The sequence below is a fragment of the Sulfurospirillum sp. hDNRA2 genome, from assembly GCF_024206095.2.
Lineage (GTDB): Bacteria > Campylobacterota > Campylobacteria > Campylobacterales > Sulfurospirillaceae > Sulfurospirillum.
Map to the genome: position 1 here is coordinate 397,912 of NZ_CP159800.1, position 21,323 is coordinate 419,234.

Sequence of the window (21,323 nt, forward strand, 5' to 3'; positions counted from 1 at the left end):
GATGAAATCAATCGAAGAAACCGCAACTCTAGAACCTTTAGGCATCGATCCGCGCTCATCCGAACCCATTCTCGATCAAGCCTTAAAAACGGCATTGGACGATGAATACCGCGCGTATGAAACGTACATGTACGTGATCGAAACGTTCGGTGCAAAACCGCCGTTTGCGTCTATCGTCGAAGCGGAAAAACGGCATCAAAATGCCTTGCTCGAACTTTTTGCCGCCCATCAAATTACGCCGATCGAAAATCGCTGGCAAGGGATGACTCAGGTACCTCAAACGCTTCAAGAAGCTTATGCTTTGGGCGTTGAAGCGGAAATTGCCAACATTGCCGTGTACGACACCTTGCTTTCGTATACGCAACATTATCCCGACGTACAAGAAGTTTTTTACCGTTTGCAAGCCGCATCGTACAATCATCATTTACCCGCATTTTCGAGTCACCTTCAGCCCCAAGAGAAGGCAACGCAAACTGCCAAAACGACGTTAAACGACGAGGCGACGCTTGCTTCGATGGAAAAACTAAGCGAACATGTGAACGAGTGGAGCACGTTAGCAACCAAGATGGCAAACGGACAGATGAGCCAAGAAGAGATGTTGAAGCTTTTAAGCGGCACCAATCTCTCGTTTATCGCAGGTGCGTTAATCGGAGCGGTCGGTGCGGGTGTATTGGGTGCAATGACGCAAAAAAACGAAGATAAAACCATAAAGGAGTAAGCCATGTTACCGTTTATCGTAGGAGTCGCCGCCGGTGCGGCAGTCGTGTATACGTTGGGAAATCGCAAAGCAATTAAAGATACGCTCAAAAGCGGCGTCGATAAAGCCAAAGAGCTTGCCGAAGACGTGAAAAAGAGCGTGGACGGAACGATCGAGTGTATCAAGTCAAAAAAGAGTGAAACATTAGAGGTCAAAGAGGAAGCACAATGACGATCGATACGGGAGAAGAGCGAAGCGTGGTCGGACATGCGCTCAGCGGAGCGCTTTCTGCGGGCATGGTCTCCGGAACGCTCAATTACAACCGCTATCGTCAAGAACAAATGAGCAAAGAAAAAGCTTTAAAAAATACGCTTAAGCTGACGCTTCAAGGCGGTATCGTAACCGCTAGCGCGATCGCGGCGTCTAATTACGTCGGTCGCAATAGCTATTTAGGCGTCTTGACGGCCGTCTCTTTAGGTGTTGCCGGCATTTACGGCGTCGAAAAACTGTATGAAAAAAGCTTGGACGCAAACGAAGCGTTACCTACACCACTCAAAGGAGAATAATTTTATGGATATGCCATCCCTTTCCAATAACCCTTATATCGCAAAAGAGAGCAAAACCAATACGCTTTTACCCGATTCTTTGCTCGGGACGTTTGATACCAAACATTTTATCGTCGGTGCGCTTGTGGGTGCATTGGGTGCTTATCTCTTAACCAACGAAAGTGCGCAAAAAGCACTTTTTAAAACCGTTGCCAAAGGTACGCAAGCGTTTCAAGCGGGTATCGAGGAGATGAAAGAGCGTTATGAAGACGCGAAAGCGGAGTTAGCCGCAAACGAGTCGTAACGACGATGCAATCTTTGAGTTTAGCGCATCAAAGTACCCGCCGCTTACGGTTTGTATCGCCCGATCTTCGAGGGCTTGATTCGTACGAGTTGACGCATGCCCTTAAAACGGAGCTAGAGGCAAAAACCGTTCGTATGAACGCAAAACTCGGTTCGTTAATTCTGATGTTTGAAGAACCTGTCGATGCGGCGCAGATCAAAGAGCGGCTTTTGAGTTTCAACCTTGACGCGTATAGGGTTTGCGATACCGAATTGAACGCATGTTTTCACGATACGCAAGAGCCGCCGAGTATGCGGGGCATTGCGCGTGCTAGCAGTGCGTTATTGTTTCAGCCGTTCATTCCCCAGCCCAATCTGAAGTTGGCCATTAGTGCTTTGGCGAGCCTGCCGCTTTTGCAAAAAGGGGTTCAAGAGCTTTTTAGCGAAGGCTTAACCTCGAAAGTTCTTGAAGCCATGGCGGTAAGCGTCTCTTTGGCGCGCGGCGATTACAGTGCGGCAAACGGTACCAACGTCATGCTTGAAATCGGCGAATACATCGAAGAGAGCATGGTTCAAAAAAGTGACGATTTGATCAAAGAGTTGGCTAAGCCCAATGTCGAAGAGGCATGGGTAGAGGTCGAGGTTGAGGGAAACGTGACGCAAAAACGTTTACCGACCGAGCAGATTAAAATAGGCGATATCGTCATCGTCGGAGCAGGCGATACGGTTCCCGTGGACGGACATATCGTGGACGGAACCGCCTCGATCAATCAAGTTTCGATGACGGGAGAAGCCGAACCCGTTCGCAAAGAGCGCGGACATCGCGTTATTTCCGGAACGGTCGTCGAAGCGGGACGTATTCGCATATGGGCCGAACATGTCGGAAGCGATACGGCGACGGAGCGTATTAAACATTATATTAAAAGTTCGTTGGACGAAAAATCGGCCATCGGTCTTAAAGCGACGCGCTTAGCGGATAAACTCGTACCGATTACCTTGGGGCTTGCGGGACTTTCGTATGCGATTCGTCGCGATATGGCAAGCGTCGCCGCCGTTTTACAGGCGGATTATTCGTGTGCTTTAAAATTAGCGACCCCCGTCGCGTTTAAAAATTCGCTCTCAATTGCCGGACGCGAGGGCGTTTTGATTAAAGGTGCCAAAGCGTTGGAACAGCTTTCCCACGTCGATACGTTTGTCTTTGACAAAACGGGAACGCTAACGCGCGGCGAGTTGGAAGTCGTAGGCATTCACTCTTTTAGTCCGCACTGGAGTGAAGAGGCGATTTTAAACCTGACCGCCAGCGCGGAAGAACACTATTTTCATCCTGTAGCCGAAGCGGTCGTCAAAGCGGCAAAAGAGCGCGGTTTTGTGCATATGCACCACGAAGAGGTCGAGTTTATCGTCGCGCACGGCGTTAAAACGCAGATTAACAGCAAAGAGGTCATTATCGGTAGTCGACACTTTTTAGAAGACGACGAACAGGTCTCTTTTGAAGGGCATCAGGAGACGATCGATCGGTACATGCAAGACGGTAAAATTTTACTGTATATCGCCTACGATAAAAAATTATTGGGGACGATCGGTATGATGGATCGCGTACGCGAAAATGCTAAAAACGCTTTAGCCCAGTTGCGTCGTTTAGGCGCAAAAGAGTTGGTCTTGCTAACCGGAGACGTGCAGGAAAAAGCCGATGCGTTGGCACAAGAACTCGGCATCGACACGGTTTACGCCAAACTGTTGCCGACCGATAAATCGCGTATCGTAGAGACTTTGAAACAAAGCGGAAAAACGGTTGCGTTTGTCGGAGACGGCATCAACGATGCGCCGGCGTTGATGAACGCACATGTAGGTATTAGTATGTATAAAGGTGCGGATATTGCTAAAGCGACGGCAGATATTAGTTTGTTAAAAGACGATATCGAAGCGGTTGTCGAAGCAAAGATTTTAGCCAACAAGACGATGGAGCGTATTCACGCCAATTTTAACGCAACCGTAGGGATTAACAGCGTAATCTTGGCCGGAGCCGCAACGGGGCTTTTAAGCCCGATTGCAACGGCTATTTTACATAACGGTACGACGATTGGATTGTTGTTAAATTCGATGCAAAAAATCAAACGACGCGTTTCAGCCGATTCTTAGAAGAGTGGTTTTATAATTGTGATAACTTTTATCATTAAAGGAGTTGTCCATGCCTCTGATTCTTGGAGTTGCCGCTGTTTTAACGTTGGCGTTAACGTATGAAACGGGAAAAAATGCAAAACGAAAATTCGATAAAAAAAGAGCCAAGTCCATTTCGCGTTCAATGGGATCTTGAAACCAAAAAAGAGGTCGCAAAAATCGGTATGACCGCCTCAATGGTTGCGGTTGTCGCCACATCGTTTGCGATGAACTCGAAAACGATGAAAAACTTACATGTCGGTGCGGGTGCCGCGTTAGTGGGTTTTTCGCTTTGGCATCATTTCTTGTATCAACCTTCCAAAACGAAAAAAGAGCCTTTGGCTTCTAAAGAACCTTGCGTCAACGCGCTTAACTTTCAGGAAGTTTACGCATCGATGAGCCTTTCGGGCGTTTTAACGCATGAAGAGGTCGAAAGGTTCGAATCGCGCTTGGATGCGCTTCTTTCCTCTTACGATAAACCTTCTACCTTGCTTTTAATGGACGTACGAGCATTAGAAACCATTGAAACGGGCGTGATTTGGCATGATCTTTTACGCGGTTTCGGAAAACACCCCGAAATGCAAAAAGTAGCAATCGTCGGACAAAGTAAACTTGAAAAACTCTCTATTTCCCTCACAAAAGCATTGATCAGTAAACCTCAAATGGCCTATTTCGAAACCGTTGAGTTGGCAAGGGAATGGCTGTTGGATACAAAAATCGTTTAACGATTTTCATTAAGGCGTTATCGTTATAAAAGAGTGTACATAAGGGAATGGTGGAGTGTAGGGGGATCGAACCCCTGACCTCAACGCTGCCAGCGTTGCGCTCTCCCAGCTGAGCTAACACCCCGTTTCGGATCGGGAAGAAAATTAAGAAGAGTATTGTACCAATCAAACCTTAAAAAAGATTTTTATGCGGCGGTTTGTCTCTTTTTTTCTGCTTTAATGACTTCGTAGGCTTCTTGTATTTGACGAAACTTGAGTGTCGTTGTTTGGCGCAAGGCGTCGTCATTCGTTTGAAGCGTATCGGGATGATAGGCTTTTGCCAAGCGGAGGTATTTACGGCGAATCGAGTGAAAACTCTCGTATTTATTGGCTCGAAGCAAGCGATAAGGATCCGTCCGAGTTTCGATGTTTTCTAAAGAGGTGCTTGTTGTTTCGTGTGTAATAATCAGTTTGATCGGTTTGGCGCAAAAAGCGATCAGTTTTTGTAAAAAAAGTGCGTTGTGCGTCTTTGAAGCTAAAGCGCAATGGCGATATAAAGAGATTAAAAATGCTTTTCGTCGCTCTAATTCATGATGCAAAGCAATATTAATGAGTGTCTCTTTGATCCAAAAAGGTTGTCCGAAAGTTTGATTGAGCGTATGCATCACGGTTTCATAATGCGACGAAGTTTTTGAGAGGTAAATACAAATACAATGCGGCGTCAAACGAAGTTGCATAATCTCTCCTTTTTACCTTAAAAAGCAAAAGAAGTTCCATAATGGATTAGCGTACGTATTTTCCCGATATTTTTAACACTTCTTTAATATTCTTTAAGCTATATTAACGAAGATTGCTATTACCATAGAGCACAAAACTCGTGGTAATTAAAGGAGATAGTGTGGGTAAAAAAGTCATTTTAGTAGATGATTCTAAAACGATTCTTGCAACGGCACAGATGGCTCTTGAAGAGATGATCGGGCGGGGAACGATTCAGTTTTCGACGTACCTTAACCCTGCGGAACTGCTTGAAGCCCTTTTAAGCGGCAAAGAAGATTACGATCTTTTAATTAGTGATATTAATATGGCGCAAATGAGTGGACTTGATCTTGCGGCCGAACTTAAATCCCATGATAAATTTAAAAACAGACCCATTCTCATCTTGACGACGGAAAGTTCTCCGGATATGAAGGCACGCGGTAAGGCTATCGGAGTGACGGGGTGGATGGTAAAGCCTTTTAGCGACGATAAACTCATCAAAGCGATTACGATGGTATTAGGACTGTAACATGGAAGAGAAGCATGCTAAAGGAGTCGGACTAACCGCCAATCGGTTTCTGACGTTTTATTTGCAAGATGAAATATACGGTGTCAATATTTTTGACGTAAAAGAGATCATCGCGATGATGAAAACGACTCCTGTACCGAAAACGCCGCATTTTATTAAAGGCGTTATGAATCTTCGCGGAAATATTATTCCTGTCGTGGATATGCGTATCAAATTTGATATGCCCGAAATCGAACCTCACATGTATACCTCTATCGTGATCATTACGATCGACGGAAAGAACATAGGTTTTATCGTCGATAAGGTTGAAGAAGTCGTGAACGTAGACGATGAAAATATCTCTTTGCCTCCGGAATTTGGATCTAACGTGGATACGAAATTTATTAAAAATATGGCAAAACAGAAAAATAAAGTCATTATGATTTTGGATTTAGTAGCTCTTTTCGGCGAAGACGAATTGGGTGTCGTACAAGCATTAAGTAAAACTGCGTAGCACTATAAAAGGATAGGGGATGAATAAGACTATGACATTGGGCAAAAGAATTTCTATCGGATTCGGTATTTTATTGTTCATTACGTTGGCGTTAGGTATTTTGGCTATTGTCAATATGCGTAATGCTTCTCAAGATTCCGCAAAACTTGCAGAAGTTTATGCTCCGGAAGTTGAAATAGCGAGTAAGATTTTTGCATCAGCCAATCAAATTCGTTACGATGTTCGCGCTTTTACCATGCAGGACAATGAACAGTCTCTTGCAAATGCCAAAAAAGAGTTTATTAACCTTCAAAAATATTTGAACGAAGCGCAAGTTCACGGGAAAAAATACCATTTAACCAATTTGATTGAAGGCGAACAAAAAGCTTCAAAAAGCACTTTAGAATATATCGCATCGAATGATCGTTCCGAAAAAATTTTAGAGCGTAAAAAACAGTATGACGCTGCGATGGTTGAAAATGCAACGATTTTTATGAAAAATGCTTCCAAATACCTCGATAATCAAGAAAGCAAACTTAAAGAAGAAATTAACACGAAGCAAGACGGTGCAAAATTGGTATCACGTCTGAATAAAATAAGCCACATTAACGAAGTTATCGATCTTGCGCACAATACACGCGTCTTAGGTCAGCGTGCGCAACTCAAACGGGATTTGAAAATGCTTGAAAATGCCGTCGCCTCTTTCGATGCTATCTATAAATTATTAACCGAAATCAAAGCCAATACCGTTCAAGCTAATAATCTTGAAGATTTAAAGAACATTGAAAATGCCGCTAAAGTTTACGAATCTTCCTTAAAAGGAATGATAAGCGTTATGCAAGAAACCGCAACGGAAAATGCGATTCGCGTGAAAGCCGCCGCCGATGTTTTAGATGCGGCGTCTTCTGTGATGCAACTGGGCGTCGGCAATACGAAAGAAGTTTCCGATAATGCTTCCGATTCTTTAAGCGTTGCCTCTGTCGTGATGCTCGTAGGTTTGATTATCGCCGTTATCATCAGTCTTTTAACCGCAGTGTTCATTATTCGTAGTATCGTCAAAGTCGTCGTCGAATCCGTGAAGTCGCTCTCTGAAGGTACGACGCAAGTCGTGAGTGCCAGTGAGCAAATTAGCTCGGCGTCGGTTTCTTTAGCAGAGGGTGCAAGTTCGCAAGCGAGTAGCGTTGAAGAAGTTAGCGCGACGATCGAGCAAGCCACTGCGAGCAACAACCAAAACGCGGAAAATTCACGCGAAGCGAACATCTTGGCGCAACACTCCAACGATGCGGCAAAAGAGGGCAATCAACGTGTTCAAGATCTTATGGTCGCGATGGAAAAAATTACCGATTCTTCACAAAAAATTGCCAAAATTATTAAAACAATCGACGAAATTGCGTTTCAAACCAATCTTTTAGCACTTAATGCCGCCGTAGAAGCCGCGCGTGCGGGTGAACACGGTCTTGGTTTTGCCGTCGTCGCCGAAGAGGTTAAAAATCTGGCGGAGCGTAGCGCGGGTGCCGCTAAAGAGATTACGGGCATTATTGAAGCAAGTATCGATCAAGTCAAAGCGGGAACCGAAGTCGCCAATAAAACGAAAGAGTCGTTTACCGAAATCCTCAACGGCATCAAAAAGACGTCGGATCTGATCGGAGAGATTGCGATTTCCGCTAAAGAACAAGCCGAAGGAATGAACCAAATCGCAACGGCGATGGGATCGGTCGATCAGATTACCCAACAAAACGCTTCCGCGTCCGAAGAGACGGCGGCGGCGGCCGAAGAACTCAACGCACAAGCGTTGGCAATGCTTCAAAGCGTTGCGGAAATGGCGGCTTTAGCCGGGTTTGATATGGGTAAAGATTCGCCTCGTCCAAGTTTAGCAAGCACAACAAAACGTCTTTCACCGGTTGTTCCCGCGCCGAAACGTTTGTCGGTTGCTTCCGGTGCAAAAAAAGCTAAAACGCCTTCCTTTTCGCAAACCGCCTCCAAGCGTAGTAATGAAGATGTCTTTCCTTTAGGCGAAGACGATCTAAAAGAGTTTTAAACAAAAAACTCTTTTTTCCGTACGAAAAAGTGCTGCATCAAAAGTGACATGTAGTGCATTGTGTACCAAGCTTGTAAGAAGGGTAGGATATGTGTATAGACGGTGATGTACTGGAGCTTGATTTTGATATGGATTTGGAAGAGATCAAAGCTCTGACGCTTTTTGTCAAAGACCGATTAGCCTATATTGAAGAGATTGTGATTTTCCCTTCCAAAGAAGGCTTACCGACGAGCTCTTCTTTATGGGCACTTTTATGGTGCTTGAAACAGGAAAAACCGAGCCTTAAAATCGATGCAATCGATAAAATACCTTTAGACTTGGGTGTTTTCGGTACGCTTTATTGGAACAGCCATGAGTAAAGAAAAACTAAAACAGATTTTTATCGAAGAAGCAAACGATATTATCGAAAAGATGGATATCGATATTTTAAATTACGAAGAGTCGCCGAGTAATAAAGCCCTTTTAAATGAAATTTTTCGAGGCGTTCATACCTTAAAAGGGAGTGCTAACGCGTTTAATTTTTCGCGTCTTGGGGAGTTTGTGCATCATTTCGAAGATGTTTTAGACTTTTTTAGAAGTTCCGATATAACGCCGAGCGCAAGCCACGTCGATCTTTTTTTGGAAAGCGTCAACCTGATCAAAGAGACGCTTGAGTTTGAAATTTCGGAGCGTAGCGGTCATCCCGAGGGTTACGAAGCATGCCTCAATCAAATCCAAAAGATTATTTCGACGTTGAAAACGACTCCCGAACCCGCACAAGCGACAATAACATGTAACGATCTTGCGCAAGAGTTCGGTAATGAGATTTTTGACGAACCGATGCCGGTTCAACGCCCTGATGAAGCATCTTTTTTTGAACGACTTGAGGGTGAAGAAACGCTTTATACGATTATTCTAACGTTGGATAGCGATATCTATTTACGCGGATTCGACCACTTTTTATTTTTCAAAAATCTTTCACATGTCGGGCGCATTTTGGCCTCTTTTTGGAGTCCGATCGACACATGTACGCTAGAGACGTTTGATAGCGAATACAATTACTTTAGGCAAGTCGAGATTATGTACGCGACCCAAAGTTCGCAAGCGCAAATCGAAGAGATTTTTGATTTTTTAGAGCCGCAGGAGTACCGTATCGTTGCTACACCAAGACCTACCGTCGCGCAACCGATACTAAACGTCGTTTCTGAGGAGCCTGTAGAAGTCGCAAGTGTGCCTCTTGCCAAAGAGGAAAACAAAGAGATCAAAGCCGCATTGGTTCAAAAAACGTTTTTAAAAATCGATGCGCAAAAGCTCGACGAGTTGTTCGATTCGATCGGAGAGTTGGTTATTGCTCAAAATTATCTGGGCGAAAACGGGAAAATTAAAGCGGTACGCGATGCCGAAGTCACAAAGACCATCGAAAACCTTTCAAAAATTACCAAATTGATCCAAAATCGGGTTATGTCGTTACGTATGATCCCGATTCGCGATACGTTTGAAAAGATGAAACGCGTCGTGCGCGATTCTTCGAAAAAAGTCGGAAAACCGATACACCTCGTTCTTCAGGGCGAAGATACCGAGATCGATAAAACGATGGTGGAAGCACTTTCCGATCCTTTGATTCATATTATTCGCAACTCGATCGACCACGGGATCGAAACGAACGTCGAAGAACGCCGCAAAGCGGGCAAAAGCGATGAGGGTATCGTGACGCTCAGTGCATACCATCGAGGCGGCAATATTATCATCGAAGTCAAAGACGACGGTCGAGGCATCAATAAAGAAAAAGTGTACCAAAAAGCCTTGGAGAGAGGTTTGGTAAAACCCGAAGACGAACTCAACGAGGCACAGATTTACAACTTGATTATGCAACCCGGATTTTCGACGGCGGACGTCATCAGCGATCTTTCGGGGCGCGGCGTTGGACTTGACGTTGTTCGTACGGCGATTGAAAGCGTTCGCGGAAAAGTGGAAATCTCTTCCGTTCCGAATCAAGGCAGTACGTTTCTGATTATCTTGCCTTTAACGTTAGCGATTATCGACGGTATGATTGTACGTTCGAGCGAAAAGATTTTTATTATCCCGACGTTGTGTATTATCGAGTCGTTTCGACCTGCCGAGGATGAAGTCCATGTTGCCGGCAGTAAAGAAGAGTTCGTGCAACTCCGATCGGAGCTTTTACCGATCGTTCGCTTAAACAGAGTGCTTGAACTCGACACTCAAAAGCCGAATGCGTGGGAATCTACCTTAGTGTGTATCGAAAACCAAAAAGGTAAATTCGCTTTATTGGTCGATGAATTGGTCGGTCGTCAGCAAGTCGTCATTAAGACTTTGGGAGAATTTTTCGCTAAAACGGAAGGCGTCAGCGGAGGTGCCGTTATGGGTAACGGCGAGGTGGCATTGATTTTAAATGTTGAAGAGTTGTATTAATGAGCAATTTGGTGCTCAGCCAAAAAGAGTTTACGCTTTTTCAACACTATATTTATGACCATTTAGGGATTAATTTAGGCGCACAAAAAATCTACTTGGTGCAAGCGCGCCTTGCCAAACGCGTAAAACAGCTTGGTTTAGTCAGTTTTAAAGAGTATTACGATCGTTTGTGTAACGATACGAGCGGGGAAGAGTTTGCGTACCTCTCCTCGTTGATTTCGACGAACGTGACCTCTTTTTTTCGCGAAGCCAAACAGTGGGAGTTTTTAAAAACGTACAGTGCCGCACTTGCGGAACATCCGGCTAAAAAGCTACGCATTTGGTCGGCGGCGTGTTCTAGCGGCGAAGAGCCCTATAGCCTTGCGATGTTCTTAGATACGCATTTAGCCAAAAGCGGTGCGTGGGATATTAAAATTTTAGCGACGGACGTGTCGCCGCGCGTTTTAAAAGCGGCGCAAACGGGAACGTATACGCAAAAAGCATGTGCAGGGATCGATCCTAGTTTGCTACAACGTTATTTTACGTACGAAGCGCAAACGCAGTCGTTTAGGATAAACGAACGTTTAAAGTCTATGATAACGTTTCGCGAGTACAACTTGGTGACGGGAAATTACGCTCTTTTTAAAGAAGGGATGTTCGATATTATCTTTTGCCGCAACGTTATGATCTATTTTGATAAGCCTACGCAAGAACAATTGGTTAAAAAATTTCATACGCTTCTTACGAAAGAGGGGTATTTGTTTATCGGAAGTTCCGAAGCCCTTACCGATATGAAACAAGGCTTTAAATCTAAAGGGGCTTCAATTTATCAGAAGGTGTAAGACGATGATGGACGATATAAGCGATGCGCGGTTATTGGCAGAAGTTAAAAAACGCTTCGAGCAAAAAAACGAGACGCTCAAAGAGTTGGAATTTTTAACCAAAAAACTCTACGACCTCAATGAAAAGCTACGTGAAACCGATAAAGTTAAAGGCGAATTTCTTTCATTAATTAAAAATGTTTTCAACAATCCGATCGGCTCGCTTCTCAATCTTTCGTCCATGATGTTGAAAAACGATGATTCGCCGCGTACGCAAAGCATGAAACTTTTGTTGGACGTAGAGCTTCAAAAACTCAATTTTCAGCTCGGGAATATTTTTACCGCCGCCGAGATTGAAGCAGGCGAGATCGGAAGCCATTTGAGCAGCGTAGACATTGATATGCTTTTTGAAGAAGTGTGTAAACTTTTGGGCTACTTGATCGAAGATAAATCCTTACATGTCGTTAAAAAAATCGAAATGCCGAGCAAAATCGTTAGCGATGCCAAGAAGTTGCACACGATTTTAATGAACTTGGTTTCCAATGCCTGCGAATATTCGTTTCGCGGAAATACCGTTTCGTTTCGAGCCTACATTCAAGACGATACCGTCGTCATGGAGATCAGCAATACCGGAGACGTCATTGCCAAAGAGCATAAAAAAGAGGTCTTTAATCGCTTTAAAAAAGTCGATAAACAAAGCCGAGCGCGCGAATCGGTCGACGGATTGGGGCTGGGCTTAAGCGTCGTTAATGCCTTGGTCGAATCGCTGGAAGGTTCGATCAATTACGACTCTTCCGAAGCGTTGACGGTTTTTAAAGTGGCATTGAAGCTTCAAGAAGCAAGTGCTTCGGAGTCGGTTGCGAGCGAGAGTGCCAATGAGTTTATGTTTGACGATTTCGAGATGAAAGAGTTTTAATGCTACCGCGTAAGTTTATCCATGTCGGTGAGATTTTCATAGGAGTCGAAGCTACGGAAATCGTCACGGTACTTGGATCGTGCGTTGCGGTATGCCTTTACGATAGGGTTACGATGATCGGCGGAATGAACCATTATTTACTGCCTTTGTGGAACGGAAACGGTTTGGAAAGCCCGAAATTCGGAAATATCGCAATACCGAGGCTTCTAGAAACGATGGAAAATATCGGGTGTTTGCGCCGCAATATCGAAGCGAAGATTTTCGGCGGAGCTAATATTCACGTTGCCAATAGCGAAGCGCAAATGATCGGGCACAAAAACGTTATGATTGCTAAAGAGACGTTACGATCGCTCGGCATTCCCATTAAAGCCGAAGATACGGGCGGAAATAACGGAAGGCGCATTATGATGATCAGCGATGCCAATCGTATTATGCTCAAATACGTTCAAAACGAGATCATGCATGATTAAAGTTCTTATCGTGGACGACAGTGCCACGGCACGCCATATTTTACAAGAGATTTTACAAAGCGATCCGCGTATCGAAGTCGTAGGTCTTGCCGCAGATGCTTATATCGCACGCGATATGGTCGTCGAAAAACGACCGGACGTGATTTGTTTAGACGTCGAGATGCCGCGAATGGACGGCATTACGTTTCTTCAAAAGCTGATGAACCATATGCCGACACCGGTCGTGATGGTCTCTTCGTTGACGCGCAAAAGCGCGCAAGTCACGCTCGATGCTTTGGCGGCTGGTGCCATCGATTATGTGGCTAAACCGCATTCAAATATTTACGACGGTAAAGAAGAGATTCGAGAAGAATTGATTCAAAAAGTCGTCGATGCATCGTACGCAAAATTGCGTCAAATCGTACCGCTTAAACGGGTGATCGCGAATCAACTCAGCATTGCGGAGACGACGAAAAAAGTCATTGCTATCGGCTCAAGTACGGGAGGTACGGAGGCTTTGAAAGTCGTCTTAAGAGGGCTGCCTAAAAATTCTCCGGCAGTCATTATCGTGCAACATATGCCCGATACGTTCATTGCTACGTTTGCGGCACGCCTGAGCGAATTGTGCGCTATCGACGTTAAAGTAGCGCAAAACGGAGCTTTTTTGGAAATCGGTACGGCTTACGTTGCACGCGGAGGATTGCACATGGTGTTGCGTCGTTCGGGAGCACGTTATTACGTCGAAATCGGAGAAGGTCGCAAAATCAACGGGCATTGTCCGAGCGTCGACGTGATGTTCAATTCCGTTGCGAAAGTGGCCGGAGCCAATGCGATCGGAGTGATTTTAACCGGTATGGGAAACGACGGGGCAAAAGGGATGCTTCATATGCATCAAAACGGTGCTAAAACAATTGCCCAGTCTGAAGAGAGTTGCGTCGTGTTCGGTATGCCAAGAGAGGCTATCAAACTAAGAGGCGTCGATGCCGTCGTACCGCTTGAAGAAATTTCGCAATCGGTCTTAAGCTTTTTGGAGACATAGCACCATGGAAGCTTCCGTCTTACACACGCATAACGTATCGTTGAATATTTTAGTGATCGGTGAGATGGTAGCGCATCAAGAACTTTTACATGTCGCTTCGTTGACGCACCATCGTTTCTATTGGGAAACCGATGCCGCGTCGATTTTTGAGTTGGCTTCGCACACGCGCTTCGATCTTATCTTCGGTACGATTTCGTATCAAGGAACGTCCTATTTCTCGACGCTTCAGAGCATCAAACAACACAATCTCGATCTTGCGATCATCATCTTTATAAGTCCCGAGGATGCATTTAATTTGAATGAAGTCTTGATGTTGCAATGCGAACGTTATTTGTGTTTGGAAACGGAAAAAGACAAAGCGGCGGTACATCTTAAATCTGCCATCCAAGAGTTGTCGCAAAGCGACATTTTTTTAAGCGATATGCAGTATTTTGAAGCACTCTTGGACGCTTCGATCGTATCGCAATCGGATACGGAAGGCAATATTACCTACATTAACGATAATTTTACCAAAGTCACCGGATATACTCCCGCCGAGGTTATCGGGAAAAACCATCGTATTTTACGCCATCCCGCTAACGGTACGGAAATTTATCAAGACATGTGGAGAACGATTACGCAAGGGAAAGTGTGGCGAGAGCGGGTTTTAAATAAAAATAAAGACGGTAGTGATTTTTGGGGCGATACGATTATTATCCCTTTTAAAGACACGCATACCGGAAAAATCGTACAATACTTAGCGGTCAGGCAGGACATTACGCAGATGCTGCTTGAAAAGCGCGCCGTGCAGGCGCAGGAAAAACAAGCGCAAGAACAGATGAAACTTTCCGAAGCCAAAGACGCTTTTTTGATTTTATTTACGCATGAATTAAAGACGCCGCTCAATGCCATTATGAACTTTTCGCAATACCTGTACAAGCATATGCCGAATATTGAAGAGATTCCCAAAGAAAAGCGGATGCATCTTTTGGAGCAAATTTACAAAAGCGCGCATTCAATGTTGGAAAACGTGAGCAATATTTTAGATTTGGGCAAGCTTCGCCATCAAAAGTTGCACTACAATCTGACGTTTTTTAACGCTAAAGAGAGCATTTTAGACGTGATCGAAAAACACGGTGCCTTGGCGTTAGAATATCATCGCACGATGGTATTTCATAGCGACGATAGCGAGCCGTTTTTGAGCAGCGACGAGTATCGCTTTAAGCAAATACTCTCCAACGTTCTCTCCAACGCGATTAAATACGGTACGTCGACCGTCGAGATCACGCTCTCTTCGAGCAAGGAGACTCTCGTAATTACGATCGAAGACGACGGTAAAGGTATCCGAGATCAAGATAAAGAAGAAGTTTTTGAGCTGTACAATCAAAGTGCTTCTAAACCGAGTAGCATGGAAAAAAAGGGGACGGGTATCGGACTTCATTTTGTGAAATTGTTATGCGAAGGCTTAGGCTTTGAGTATCGCTTAGAGGATTCCGCGCACTTAGGCGGCGTCAAATTTAGTTTAACGAAACGATTAAAGGAGCCAAAATATGTATAAAATATTGATCGTCGACGATAACGATAACAACCGTTTAACGCTCAATCTCTTACTCGAAGAGGTTGAAGAAATAGAAATACAAGAAGCCGAAGACGGGCAAGTTGCCGTTGAAATGTGCGTCAAAAATCATTTTGATTTGATTTTTATGGATATTATGATGCCCAATTTAGACGGTTTTGAGGCAACGCGTTACATCAAACAAGTCGACAAAAAAACGATGATTATCGCCTTAAGTGCTTTAGACGACGAGACCTCCAAGCACAAAATGCTCGCTTTGGGAGCGGAAGATTATCTCACAAAGCCTTTGTATTCGGAACATTTTTTACAACGCGTCAAACAGTATTTACGCATTATCGAATTTCGTAAGCAAGAACTTCGCAAAAATCAGCGCGCGATCAATCCTTTCAACAGTCGCGTTTTTCACCGTACGATCACGTTTCGCATCGATAGCGAAGAAGCATTAAGCGAATTTTGGGACTATTGGCTCAATGCTCCTAAAAATATTATCGATTTAAGCGATTGCGTACGTCTCTTTTTCGGTTTTTGTTTATGGCTCACGCACCGTGATTTTGAAAGTACGATCATCGTCGAAGAAAACGAAGATAAACTCTTTATGATGCTCTTACATGTAAGGCCGTTAAAGAGTGCGGTGATTAAAAATCTTCTTTTGAAACACTTTTCCAACGCCAAATATATTTTAAGTCAAGATATGCTTTCGATCCAACTCGATAAGGGGCGCATCGAAGAGAAACTGAGCGTTTCGAGCTTGAGCGAAGAGGCTCAAAAAATTCTCTCTAAAACGCACGACGATGTTTTAAGCGCGCAAGATTATGTCCAGTCGACCGCTATTTCGCTTATGCCGAAAATTGATGCGCTTGAAGCACTCAACGAGGAAACGGACAGTGCCATTTTGGCGTTTGAAAAAGAGCCGAGCAAACAACGTTTGGCAATTATTTACGAGAATCTTCAAGAGTACGCCGACGTTCTTGCCGAATTAATGGCGTTTGAACACTTGGGATTTGCGGTTCAGACCTTGATTAATTTTTTGAGCACTTTAACCGAAGATCAATTTGAGAGTGAAAAAATCAAGCGACTTTCAACGATGCTTTTTAGCCTTTTAAGCGATTTGGCTTCATGGCGCGAAAATGTTTTTATTACGCAAGTCGCACGCGATATCCACTATTTAGACTCTTCGCTTTTAAGCTCGTGCTTGCAAATAGAGGCTATTTTTGAAGAGAAAGGCTCCGTAACGGATGATGACGAAATCGAATTTTTTTAAAGTTTAGAAGGCGCAAAGACTTTGTAGGTATTGCGTCCGGCCGATTTGGCTTCGTAAAGAGCCACGTCGGCACTTTTAATAAGCTGATTGAAATCTTTACCGTGATCGGGGAAGAGGCTGATGCCGATACTCGTCGTAACGCCGATGTCCATATGATGCACGCGAATGGGTTGTTGTAAGTTTGTGACCAGTTTGGAAGCGATATGGCGTAGCACGTCCCCGCTTTCGATGTCGTCGACCAAAATAATAAATTCATCGCCTCCGAAACGTGCTACCGTATCGGTTTTTCGCGTGGCAAGCAACAAGGTTTTTGCAACGTTAATTAAAATCATATCGCCGATGTCGTGGCCTAAGGAGTCGTTGATCTCTTTAAAATTATCAAGGTCTAAAAAGAGAACGCCGAATTTTTTACCGCTTGCTAGATTGCTTTTGATAAGAAGTTGCAGACGTTGATGCAGAAGCGTTCGATTGGCAAGCGAAGTGAGGTGGTCGTAGTGGGCTTGCTTGTAGATCATGTCTTGTTGTTTGACCAGTTTATTACGTGCCGTTTCCAACTTTCGAATCGTTGCATTAGCAATTTTGATCGCTTTGGCAAGCTCGGCACTTTCTTTATTGCATTTGCTTTTTTCTTCCATCAACGTCGTTTGATCGTAAATCAGCATCGTAACAATTTTTTGTTCTAAATCGTAAGGGACGATCGTAACGTCTTGCTGCATAAATTCAAAGACCGACTTAATCGTCATCGAGTTTTGCATCGCTAAGAGATAACCGTTAGCGTCGGCGGTAAAAAAAGAGGGACTATGAAGCGTAAGAGCGGCTTTGATGTGGCGTTTGAGCGATTTAAGCTTTTCTTCGGGAATATCAAAAACACTTAAGAGGTTTTGACCTTGAACTTCATCGGGATGGATATTGTTATGCACCGCTACCCATTTGTTAATATAGTGAATCGTTAAATTCGCATCGACGGTAATGATCCCGACGTTGATCGAGTCGATGAGGGTTTCGTAATGAATAGACATAGCTTACAGTTGGTCGATAGTTTGTTTGAGCTGCTCGAGCATCTCATTATTAAGAAGAATGAACATGTGACCTAAGATATTCTCTTTTTCAATGTCCAAAGCCGTTTTAATGACGATCACGTTGTCGTAGCCTTCGATTTTATCGTATTTATCCATTTCTAAGACGTCGCGTTTTTCAATCAAAGGAACTTTAAAAATCGTTTCTCCGTGAATAATTTCGCAAAATTTACCGATACATGCGGACGTAATAATATTGGTCAGCTCTAAAATCGACGACTTAATATCGTTATCGTCGCATGTTGCTTGTTGGAGCAACAGATGCGTAAAAACATGCGCGGAATAAGGATTGAATACAAATAAAACTTCTCCGTTAAACGAGCCTAAAAAGCGTTGTTTCGTAAGGTAAAATTCATTTTCTCTTCCTAAGACTTCGATGATTTTACCGTTAAGGTTTAAAATATCGATGCTTGAAATTTCGGGGAGGTGTAACTTGGCATAGTTATCCAACATATCTCCGATTAACGATGCCGCAAGTCCGAAAGAGACGTTAATCAACTCTTTTAAAATATCTTCTTGTTGAGAACTAAAATGTTGTACCATGTTAAAAAACCAATTTTAAAAGCGTTGAGCGAAACTCTTCCGCGTCGATCGGTTTGGAGAGAATCGCAGAAGCACCTAAAGCTAAAGTTTTTTCTTTGGTGCTTTTTTGTCGGTCGGCCGAAATCATAACGACCAAAGCCTCATTATTAGCGGCACGAATCTGTCGAAGAGCCTCAAATCCGTCTAAGATCGGCATCGTAATATCGAGAAAAACGATATCGGGAGCGTATTGTTTAAAAAGTGCTACGGCTTCTTCGCCGTTTTCGGCTTCGATAATTTGCGTGTACTCGGCAATTTTTTTAGGGATCATTTCAATAAGCCATTTACGTGAAATTTTTGAATCGTCCACGACTAAAAAAATCATTTTTTCCGATAAACTCATCTCATAATCCTAACATTTTAAATTGCATTGTTTTAATAATACAAAAAGTATCTTTAAAAAACTATATAAGATATTTTTTAGCGTCTTCCCGTTCAGGATACGCAGCCGCTAAAAGGCTACGACCTTGTGTTTCTAACGTGTAAAAAGCGGCGGGATCCGCTTTGGTAAAGCTCAAAATAATACGACACGCCGTTTGTAAATCGTCTTCGCTCGCTTGTACGGAGATGAGTGAAAAAGGAGCACCGATCGATGTTTCGACGATGATGGGCGCAAACTTAGGGTTGAGAAAGCTTTCGAGTACGGCATTTTCTTCTTCGTTGCGCCCGACGATTAGTTTTGCGCCGCTTGGAAGCCTAAAATGTCTTCCGTATTTGAGCAAAGGAATATCTTCTTTGCAAAGCGTGTCGTGGGCAATAAAATCACGTAGTTTGAGGCTAAACTGCTGATCGGTCAACAAGCATCCGCCTGCAGGCGTGGGATAATCCTCCCAACCAAACTGTGCCGCCAATGCAAGTTGGGCATGGCGACCCCGACCGCTGAGCCCCAGAAGCAGACTTCGATCGACCCAGCCTTCGCGTTCGGCTTTGCTCTCATCTAAAAGTTGTGCGCTCAGCGGTCGCAAAATCAGCCCGTCTTCAAGATCGTTTGCCAATTTGCGTACCAGTTTTAATGCGTCTCGCGTTTGGCTCATCGGTCGTTGTCCTATCACTTCACCGGTTGCGATAAATGATGCGTTGAAAGGTGCCAATAGCTCTTTGGCGACTTTGAACATAAACCCGTGGCAATCGATGCATGGATTGAACTGTTTGCCGTAACCGTAACGCGGCGAGAAAAGCACTTCTTGAAGGTAGCGATTTTGTACGTCGACGACTTCGAGCGAAGCTCCCGCCATCGCGGCTCTTTTACGTAATAACACTTCATGATCTTCTTTGCCGCTAAATCCGATACGGATATGAACGGCGATAACGTCGATTGATTGGGCAGTGAGCAGTTTGATAGCCAACATGCTATCCAAACCGCCGCTAAAGAGGACTAATGCTTTCATACGGAACCAATTCACCTTTTTTTAATTTCATTAATTTTTCTTGAATTTTACGAATCATAAACTGTTTTTGCTCGTAACTTAGCGTTTTCGAGGTTTTGATGGCTTGAAACTTTTCGTTATAAAAATGGTATAAAAACGCCGCCATTGAGGCGATCAACTCGTTTTCGTCATACACTTTGACGTCGTCCCAAAGCAAAATACGTCGGAGTTTGGGATGGTCCAAACGGTTTTCAAGTAAAAGCAAAAACTCTTCTTGATGCGTTTTGAACATCGCATGGTCGATCGTATCTAAAACGGTGTCGATAAGCCCCGGTTGGCTCAAAATCGTTTTAATAATCGTCAATTCCAACATGTCTTCAAAACTTCGCTCGTTAGGGGCTTGTTTGGTCGGTTTATGGGTTTGGATTTTGACGAGATTTTGGGAAATATTGAGCGTACCGGAGAGCAATCCCGTATAGCTTTCCTGAACGGCTTTGGGAAGCGTTTTGAGGTAAGCGGTCGCTTCGTTAAGGGCTTGTTGTTTTACGAGAGGATCTTTGAGATCGTACTTTTTAACGATGCGCTCCAGCGCAAATTCGATAAACGGTTGTGGGGATAAAAAGAGGCGATTGAGCGTATCGATAAGGCCGTTTTGAACCATATCCGCAGGGTCCATACCGTTGCTAAAGAGCACGACGCCTCCTCTCAGACCGTGCGTGCTTAAAAGTACGGAAGCTTTCAGCGCGGCGTTGATACCGGCACTATCGCCGTCGTACGCGACGATGATTTCGGGGTCGCCTCGCATCAGTAAAGGAATGTGCTCGGAAGTTAAAGCCGTTCCGAGGGTTGCGACCGCTTGGGTAAATCCGGCTTGGTGGAGCATAATGACGTCCAAATAGCCTTCGGTCACGATAATTTTTTTCTCTTTAAAAACGGACTCTTTGGCAAGGTGATAGCCGTAAAGCAGTTGCGATTTGTTAAAATGTTTGGTTTGCGGCGAATTGACGTATTTGGCGGGATGGTTGGAAAGGGTACGTCCGCCAAATCCCACGAGTCGATGCGTCGGACTGTAAATAGGAAAGCTGACGCGCTCGATGAAACGCGCGTAGGGTTGATTGTTTTCGCCAAGGCCCGCAACGCCGTACTCCATCGCTTCGCTCATCGCATAGCCGCGCATTTTTAAAAAATCCAACGTCGCAAACGATGCGGGCGCATAGCCGAGTTCGAATTTTTCGATCGAAACGTCCGATATGCCGCGTTTAAAAAGGTATTCTTTGGCAAAAGGCGTTTTGTCAAGTTGTTTGACGTAAAAAAGGTTGAGGTTTTCCATCAATTTTCGATCTTCGCGTTTGACGCCGCCTTCGTCAGTCGTATACGCAAGCGAAAAATTGACCATACGTGCCAGTTTTTCAATGGCTTCGGGGTAGGAGAGTTTTTCGTACTCCATCACGAATTTGATACTGTCTCCTCCCGCCCCGCAGGCAAAACAGTGGTAAATCTGTTTGGAGGGGCTGACCACGAGGCTTGGCGTGGTGTCGTTGTGAAACGGGCAGACGCATTTGTAGTTGGCGCCGTTTTTTTTCAGTTCCAAGTACGAACCGACCACATCGACAATATCAAGACGTTGTTTGAGGTTTTCTATGGATGTTTTATCTATCATAAGTAAATTATAGCAAGTTTGGTATAATA

Annotated in this window: 24 protein-coding genes and 1 tRNA gene; 18 read left to right on the forward strand and 7 right to left on the reverse strand. The window is 44.2% G+C overall.

The window, feature by feature from the left end; genetic code table 11:
- Position 1 precedes the first annotated feature (1 nt).
- The 7 genes from NL930_RS02080 (at position 2) to NL930_RS02110 (ending at position 4,406) form a co-directional block, all read left to right on the forward strand.
- A complete protein-coding gene (locus NL930_RS02080) occupies positions 2-718 on the forward strand; it encodes a hypothetical protein (protein WP_254377084.1) in 717 nt (238 codons plus the stop codon).
- A 3-nt stretch (positions 719-721) separates the two neighbouring features.
- Positions 722-928 (forward strand): hypothetical protein, encoded by a 207-nt coding sequence (locus NL930_RS02085; RefSeq protein ID WP_254377083.1) that lies wholly within the window; start codon positions 722-724, stop codon positions 926-928.
- A complete protein-coding gene (locus NL930_RS02090) occupies positions 925-1,263 on the forward strand; it encodes a hypothetical protein (protein WP_254377082.1) in 339 nt (112 codons plus the stop codon). Before NL930_RS02085 ends, NL930_RS02090 begins: the two co-directional genes overlap by 4 nt.
- A 4-nt stretch (positions 1,264-1,267) precedes the next feature.
- Entirely contained in the window at positions 1,268-1,546 is a 279-nt protein-coding gene (locus NL930_RS02095; protein ID WP_254377081.1) for a YtxH domain-containing protein, read from the forward strand.
- 5 nt (positions 1,547-1,551) lie between these two features.
- On the forward strand, positions 1,552-3,663 hold the full coding sequence (locus NL930_RS02100) for a heavy metal translocating P-type ATPase (protein ID WP_254377080.1): 2,112 nt from the start codon (positions 1,552-1,554) through the stop codon (positions 3,661-3,663).
- A gap of 49 nt (positions 3,664-3,712) precedes the next feature.
- Positions 3,713-3,838, forward strand: a complete 126-nt coding sequence (locus NL930_RS02105; protein ID WP_256497300.1) for a hypothetical protein — start codon at positions 3,713-3,715, stop codon at positions 3,836-3,838.
- Positions 3,839-4,076: 238 nt separating this feature from the next.
- Entirely contained in the window at positions 4,077-4,406 is a 330-nt protein-coding gene (locus NL930_RS02110) for an STAS/SEC14 domain-containing protein (protein ID WP_254377342.1), read from the forward strand.
- A 48-nt stretch (positions 4,407-4,454) separates the two neighbouring features.
- On the opposite strand, the gene NL930_RS02115 is transcribed toward NL930_RS02110, so the two are convergent.
- Together NL930_RS02115 and NL930_RS02120 are read right to left on the reverse strand one after the other, a co-directional pair.
- Positions 4,455-4,530 (reverse strand) — tRNA-Ala (locus NL930_RS02115).
- Between the two features lie 61 nt (positions 4,531-4,591).
- Entirely contained in the window at positions 4,592-5,122 is a 531-nt protein-coding gene (locus NL930_RS02120; protein WP_254377079.1) for a J domain-containing protein, read from the reverse strand.
- Positions 5,123-5,283: 161 nt separating this feature from the next.
- Between NL930_RS02120 and NL930_RS02125 the strand changes: the two genes are divergently transcribed.
- The 11 genes from NL930_RS02125 to NL930_RS02175 all read left to right on the forward strand — a co-directional run bounded on the left by NL930_RS02125 (position 5,284) and on the right by NL930_RS02175 (position 16,609).
- The gene (locus tag NL930_RS02125; protein ID WP_039673578.1) at positions 5,284-5,670 is read left to right on the forward strand and encodes a response regulator; all 387 of its coding nucleotides are present in this window, start codon (positions 5,284-5,286) and stop codon (positions 5,668-5,670) included.
- 1 nt (position 5,671) lies between these two features.
- Entirely contained in the window at positions 5,672-6,163 is a 492-nt protein-coding gene (locus NL930_RS02130) for a chemotaxis protein CheW (protein WP_041962410.1), read from the forward strand.
- A 19-nt stretch (positions 6,164-6,182) separates the two neighbouring features.
- On the forward strand, positions 6,183-8,180 hold the full coding sequence (locus tag NL930_RS02135) for a methyl-accepting chemotaxis protein (protein ID WP_254377078.1): 1,998 nt from the start codon (positions 6,183-6,185) through the stop codon (positions 8,178-8,180).
- 89 nt (positions 8,181-8,269) lie between these two features.
- Positions 8,270-8,539 carry a hypothetical protein gene (locus NL930_RS02140; protein WP_039673572.1) on the forward strand — a complete coding sequence of 90 codons (270 nt, stop codon included), beginning with the start codon at positions 8,270-8,272 and terminating at the stop codon, positions 8,537-8,539.
- Entirely contained in the window at positions 8,532-10,589 is a 2,058-nt protein-coding gene (locus NL930_RS02145) for a chemotaxis protein CheA (RefSeq protein ID WP_060825250.1), read from the forward strand. The genes NL930_RS02140 and NL930_RS02145 overlap by 8 nt, the downstream gene beginning before the upstream one ends.
- The gene (locus tag NL930_RS02150; protein WP_041962407.1) at positions 10,589-11,410 is read left to right on the forward strand and encodes a protein-glutamate O-methyltransferase CheR; all 822 of its coding nucleotides are present in this window, start codon (positions 10,589-10,591) and stop codon (positions 11,408-11,410) included. Before NL930_RS02145 ends, NL930_RS02150 begins: the two co-directional genes overlap by 1 nt.
- 4 nt (positions 11,411-11,414) lie before the next feature.
- On the forward strand, positions 11,415-12,305 hold the full coding sequence (locus NL930_RS02155) for a sensor histidine kinase KdpD (protein ID WP_254377077.1): 891 nt from the start codon (positions 11,415-11,417) through the stop codon (positions 12,303-12,305).
- Positions 12,305-12,775, forward strand: a complete 471-nt coding sequence (locus tag NL930_RS02160) for a chemotaxis protein CheD (protein ID WP_039673567.1) — start codon at positions 12,305-12,307, stop codon at positions 12,773-12,775. Before NL930_RS02155 ends, NL930_RS02160 begins: the two co-directional genes overlap by 1 nt.
- Positions 12,768-13,793 carry a chemotaxis response regulator protein-glutamate methylesterase gene (locus NL930_RS02165; protein WP_060825252.1) on the forward strand — a complete coding sequence of 342 codons (1,026 nt, stop codon included), beginning with the start codon at positions 12,768-12,770 and terminating at the stop codon, positions 13,791-13,793. Before NL930_RS02160 ends, NL930_RS02165 begins: the two co-directional genes overlap by 8 nt.
- A gap of 4 nt (positions 13,794-13,797) precedes the next feature.
- The gene (locus NL930_RS02170; protein WP_060825253.1) at positions 13,798-15,330 is read left to right on the forward strand and encodes an ATP-binding protein; all 1,533 of its coding nucleotides are present in this window, start codon (positions 13,798-13,800) and stop codon (positions 15,328-15,330) included.
- Complete coding sequence (locus NL930_RS02175) at positions 15,323-16,609, forward strand: response regulator (RefSeq protein WP_254377076.1); 1,287 nt, start codon at positions 15,323-15,325, stop codon at positions 16,607-16,609. Before NL930_RS02170 ends, NL930_RS02175 begins: the two co-directional genes overlap by 8 nt.
- Here the strand turns inward: NL930_RS02175 and NL930_RS02180 are convergent.
- The 5 genes from NL930_RS02180 to dnaG form a co-directional block, all read right to left on the reverse strand.
- Entirely contained in the window at positions 16,606-17,628 is a 1,023-nt protein-coding gene (locus tag NL930_RS02180; protein ID WP_254377075.1) for a diguanylate cyclase domain-containing protein, read from the reverse strand. The two genes, NL930_RS02175 and NL930_RS02180, sit on opposite strands and share 4 nt — an antisense overlap.
- A gap of 3 nt (positions 17,629-17,631) precedes the next feature.
- Positions 17,632-18,228 carry a chemotaxis protein CheC gene (locus NL930_RS02185; protein ID WP_254377074.1) on the reverse strand — a complete coding sequence of 199 codons (597 nt, stop codon included), beginning with the start codon at positions 18,226-18,228 and terminating at the stop codon, positions 17,632-17,634.
- A gap of 1 nt (position 18,229) precedes the next feature.
- Positions 18,230-18,610, reverse strand: coding sequence for a response regulator (locus NL930_RS02190; RefSeq protein ID WP_039673556.1), 381 nt, complete (start codon positions 18,608-18,610; stop codon positions 18,230-18,232).
- Positions 18,611-18,671: 61 nt separating this feature from the next.
- Positions 18,672-19,655, reverse strand: a complete 984-nt coding sequence (locus tag NL930_RS02195; RefSeq protein ID WP_254377073.1) for an argininosuccinate synthase domain-containing protein — start codon at positions 19,653-19,655, stop codon at positions 18,672-18,674.
- Positions 19,633-21,294: a DNA primase gene (gene dnaG / locus NL930_RS02200; protein ID WP_039673552.1), complete on the reverse strand. Its 1,662-nt coding sequence runs from the start codon at positions 21,292-21,294 to the stop codon at positions 19,633-19,635. Before dnaG ends, NL930_RS02195 begins: the two co-directional genes overlap by 23 nt.
- Positions 21,295-21,323 lie beyond the last annotated feature (29 nt).

Excerpts from the sequence above, each read along its gene's own strand:
- NL930_RS02080 (WP_254377084.1), top strand. The coding sequence starts at position 2 with ATGAAATCAATCGAAGAAACCGCAACTCTAGAACCTTTAGGCATCGAT.
- NL930_RS02085 (WP_254377083.1), top strand. The coding sequence starts at position 722 with ATGTTACCGTTTATCGTAGGAGTCGCCGCCGGTGCGGCAGTCGTGTAT.
- NL930_RS02090 (WP_254377082.1), top strand. The coding sequence starts at position 925 with ATGACGATCGATACGGGAGAAGAGCGAAGCGTGGTCGGACATGCGCTC.
- NL930_RS02095 (WP_254377081.1), top strand. The coding sequence starts at position 1,268 with ATGGATATGCCATCCCTTTCCAATAACCCTTATATCGCAAAAGAGAGC.
- NL930_RS02100 (WP_254377080.1), top strand. The coding sequence starts at position 1,552 with ATGCAATCTTTGAGTTTAGCGCATCAAAGTACCCGCCGCTTACGGTTT.
- NL930_RS02105 (WP_256497300.1), top strand. The coding sequence starts at position 3,713 with ATGCCTCTGATTCTTGGAGTTGCCGCTGTTTTAACGTTGGCGTTAACG.
- NL930_RS02110 (WP_254377342.1), top strand. The coding sequence starts at position 4,077 with ATGAGCCTTTCGGGCGTTTTAACGCATGAAGAGGTCGAAAGGTTCGAA.
- NL930_RS02120 (WP_254377079.1), bottom strand. The coding sequence starts at position 5,122 with ATGCAACTTCGTTTGACGCCGCATTGTATTTGTATTTACCTCTCAAAA.
- NL930_RS02130 (WP_041962410.1), top strand. The coding sequence starts at position 5,672 with ATGGAAGAGAAGCATGCTAAAGGAGTCGGACTAACCGCCAATCGGTTT.
- NL930_RS02135 (WP_254377078.1), top strand. The coding sequence starts at position 6,183 with ATGAATAAGACTATGACATTGGGCAAAAGAATTTCTATCGGATTCGGT.
- NL930_RS02140 (WP_039673572.1), top strand. The coding sequence starts at position 8,270 with ATGTGTATAGACGGTGATGTACTGGAGCTTGATTTTGATATGGATTTG.
- NL930_RS02145 (WP_060825250.1), top strand. The coding sequence starts at position 8,532 with ATGAGTAAAGAAAAACTAAAACAGATTTTTATCGAAGAAGCAAACGAT.
- NL930_RS02150 (WP_041962407.1), top strand. The coding sequence starts at position 10,589 with ATGAGCAATTTGGTGCTCAGCCAAAAAGAGTTTACGCTTTTTCAACAC.
- NL930_RS02155 (WP_254377077.1), top strand. The coding sequence starts at position 11,415 with ATGATGGACGATATAAGCGATGCGCGGTTATTGGCAGAAGTTAAAAAA.
- NL930_RS02160 (WP_039673567.1), top strand. The coding sequence starts at position 12,305 with ATGCTACCGCGTAAGTTTATCCATGTCGGTGAGATTTTCATAGGAGTC.
- NL930_RS02165 (WP_060825252.1), top strand. The coding sequence starts at position 12,768 with ATGATTAAAGTTCTTATCGTGGACGACAGTGCCACGGCACGCCATATT.
- NL930_RS02170 (WP_060825253.1), top strand. The coding sequence starts at position 13,798 with ATGGAAGCTTCCGTCTTACACACGCATAACGTATCGTTGAATATTTTA.
- NL930_RS02175 (WP_254377076.1), top strand. The coding sequence starts at position 15,323 with ATGTATAAAATATTGATCGTCGACGATAACGATAACAACCGTTTAACG.
- NL930_RS02180 (WP_254377075.1), bottom strand. The coding sequence starts at position 17,628 with ATGTCTATTCATTACGAAACCCTCATCGACTCGATCAACGTCGGGATC.
- NL930_RS02185 (WP_254377074.1), bottom strand. The coding sequence starts at position 18,228 with ATGGTACAACATTTTAGTTCTCAACAAGAAGATATTTTAAAAGAGTTG.
- NL930_RS02190 (WP_039673556.1), bottom strand. The coding sequence starts at position 18,610 with ATGAGTTTATCGGAAAAAATGATTTTTTTAGTCGTGGACGATTCAAAA.
- NL930_RS02195 (WP_254377073.1), bottom strand. The coding sequence starts at position 19,655 with ATGAAAGCATTAGTCCTCTTTAGCGGCGGTTTGGATAGCATGTTGGCT.
- dnaG (WP_039673552.1), bottom strand. The coding sequence starts at position 21,294 with ATGATAGATAAAACATCCATAGAAAACCTCAAACAACGTCTTGATATT.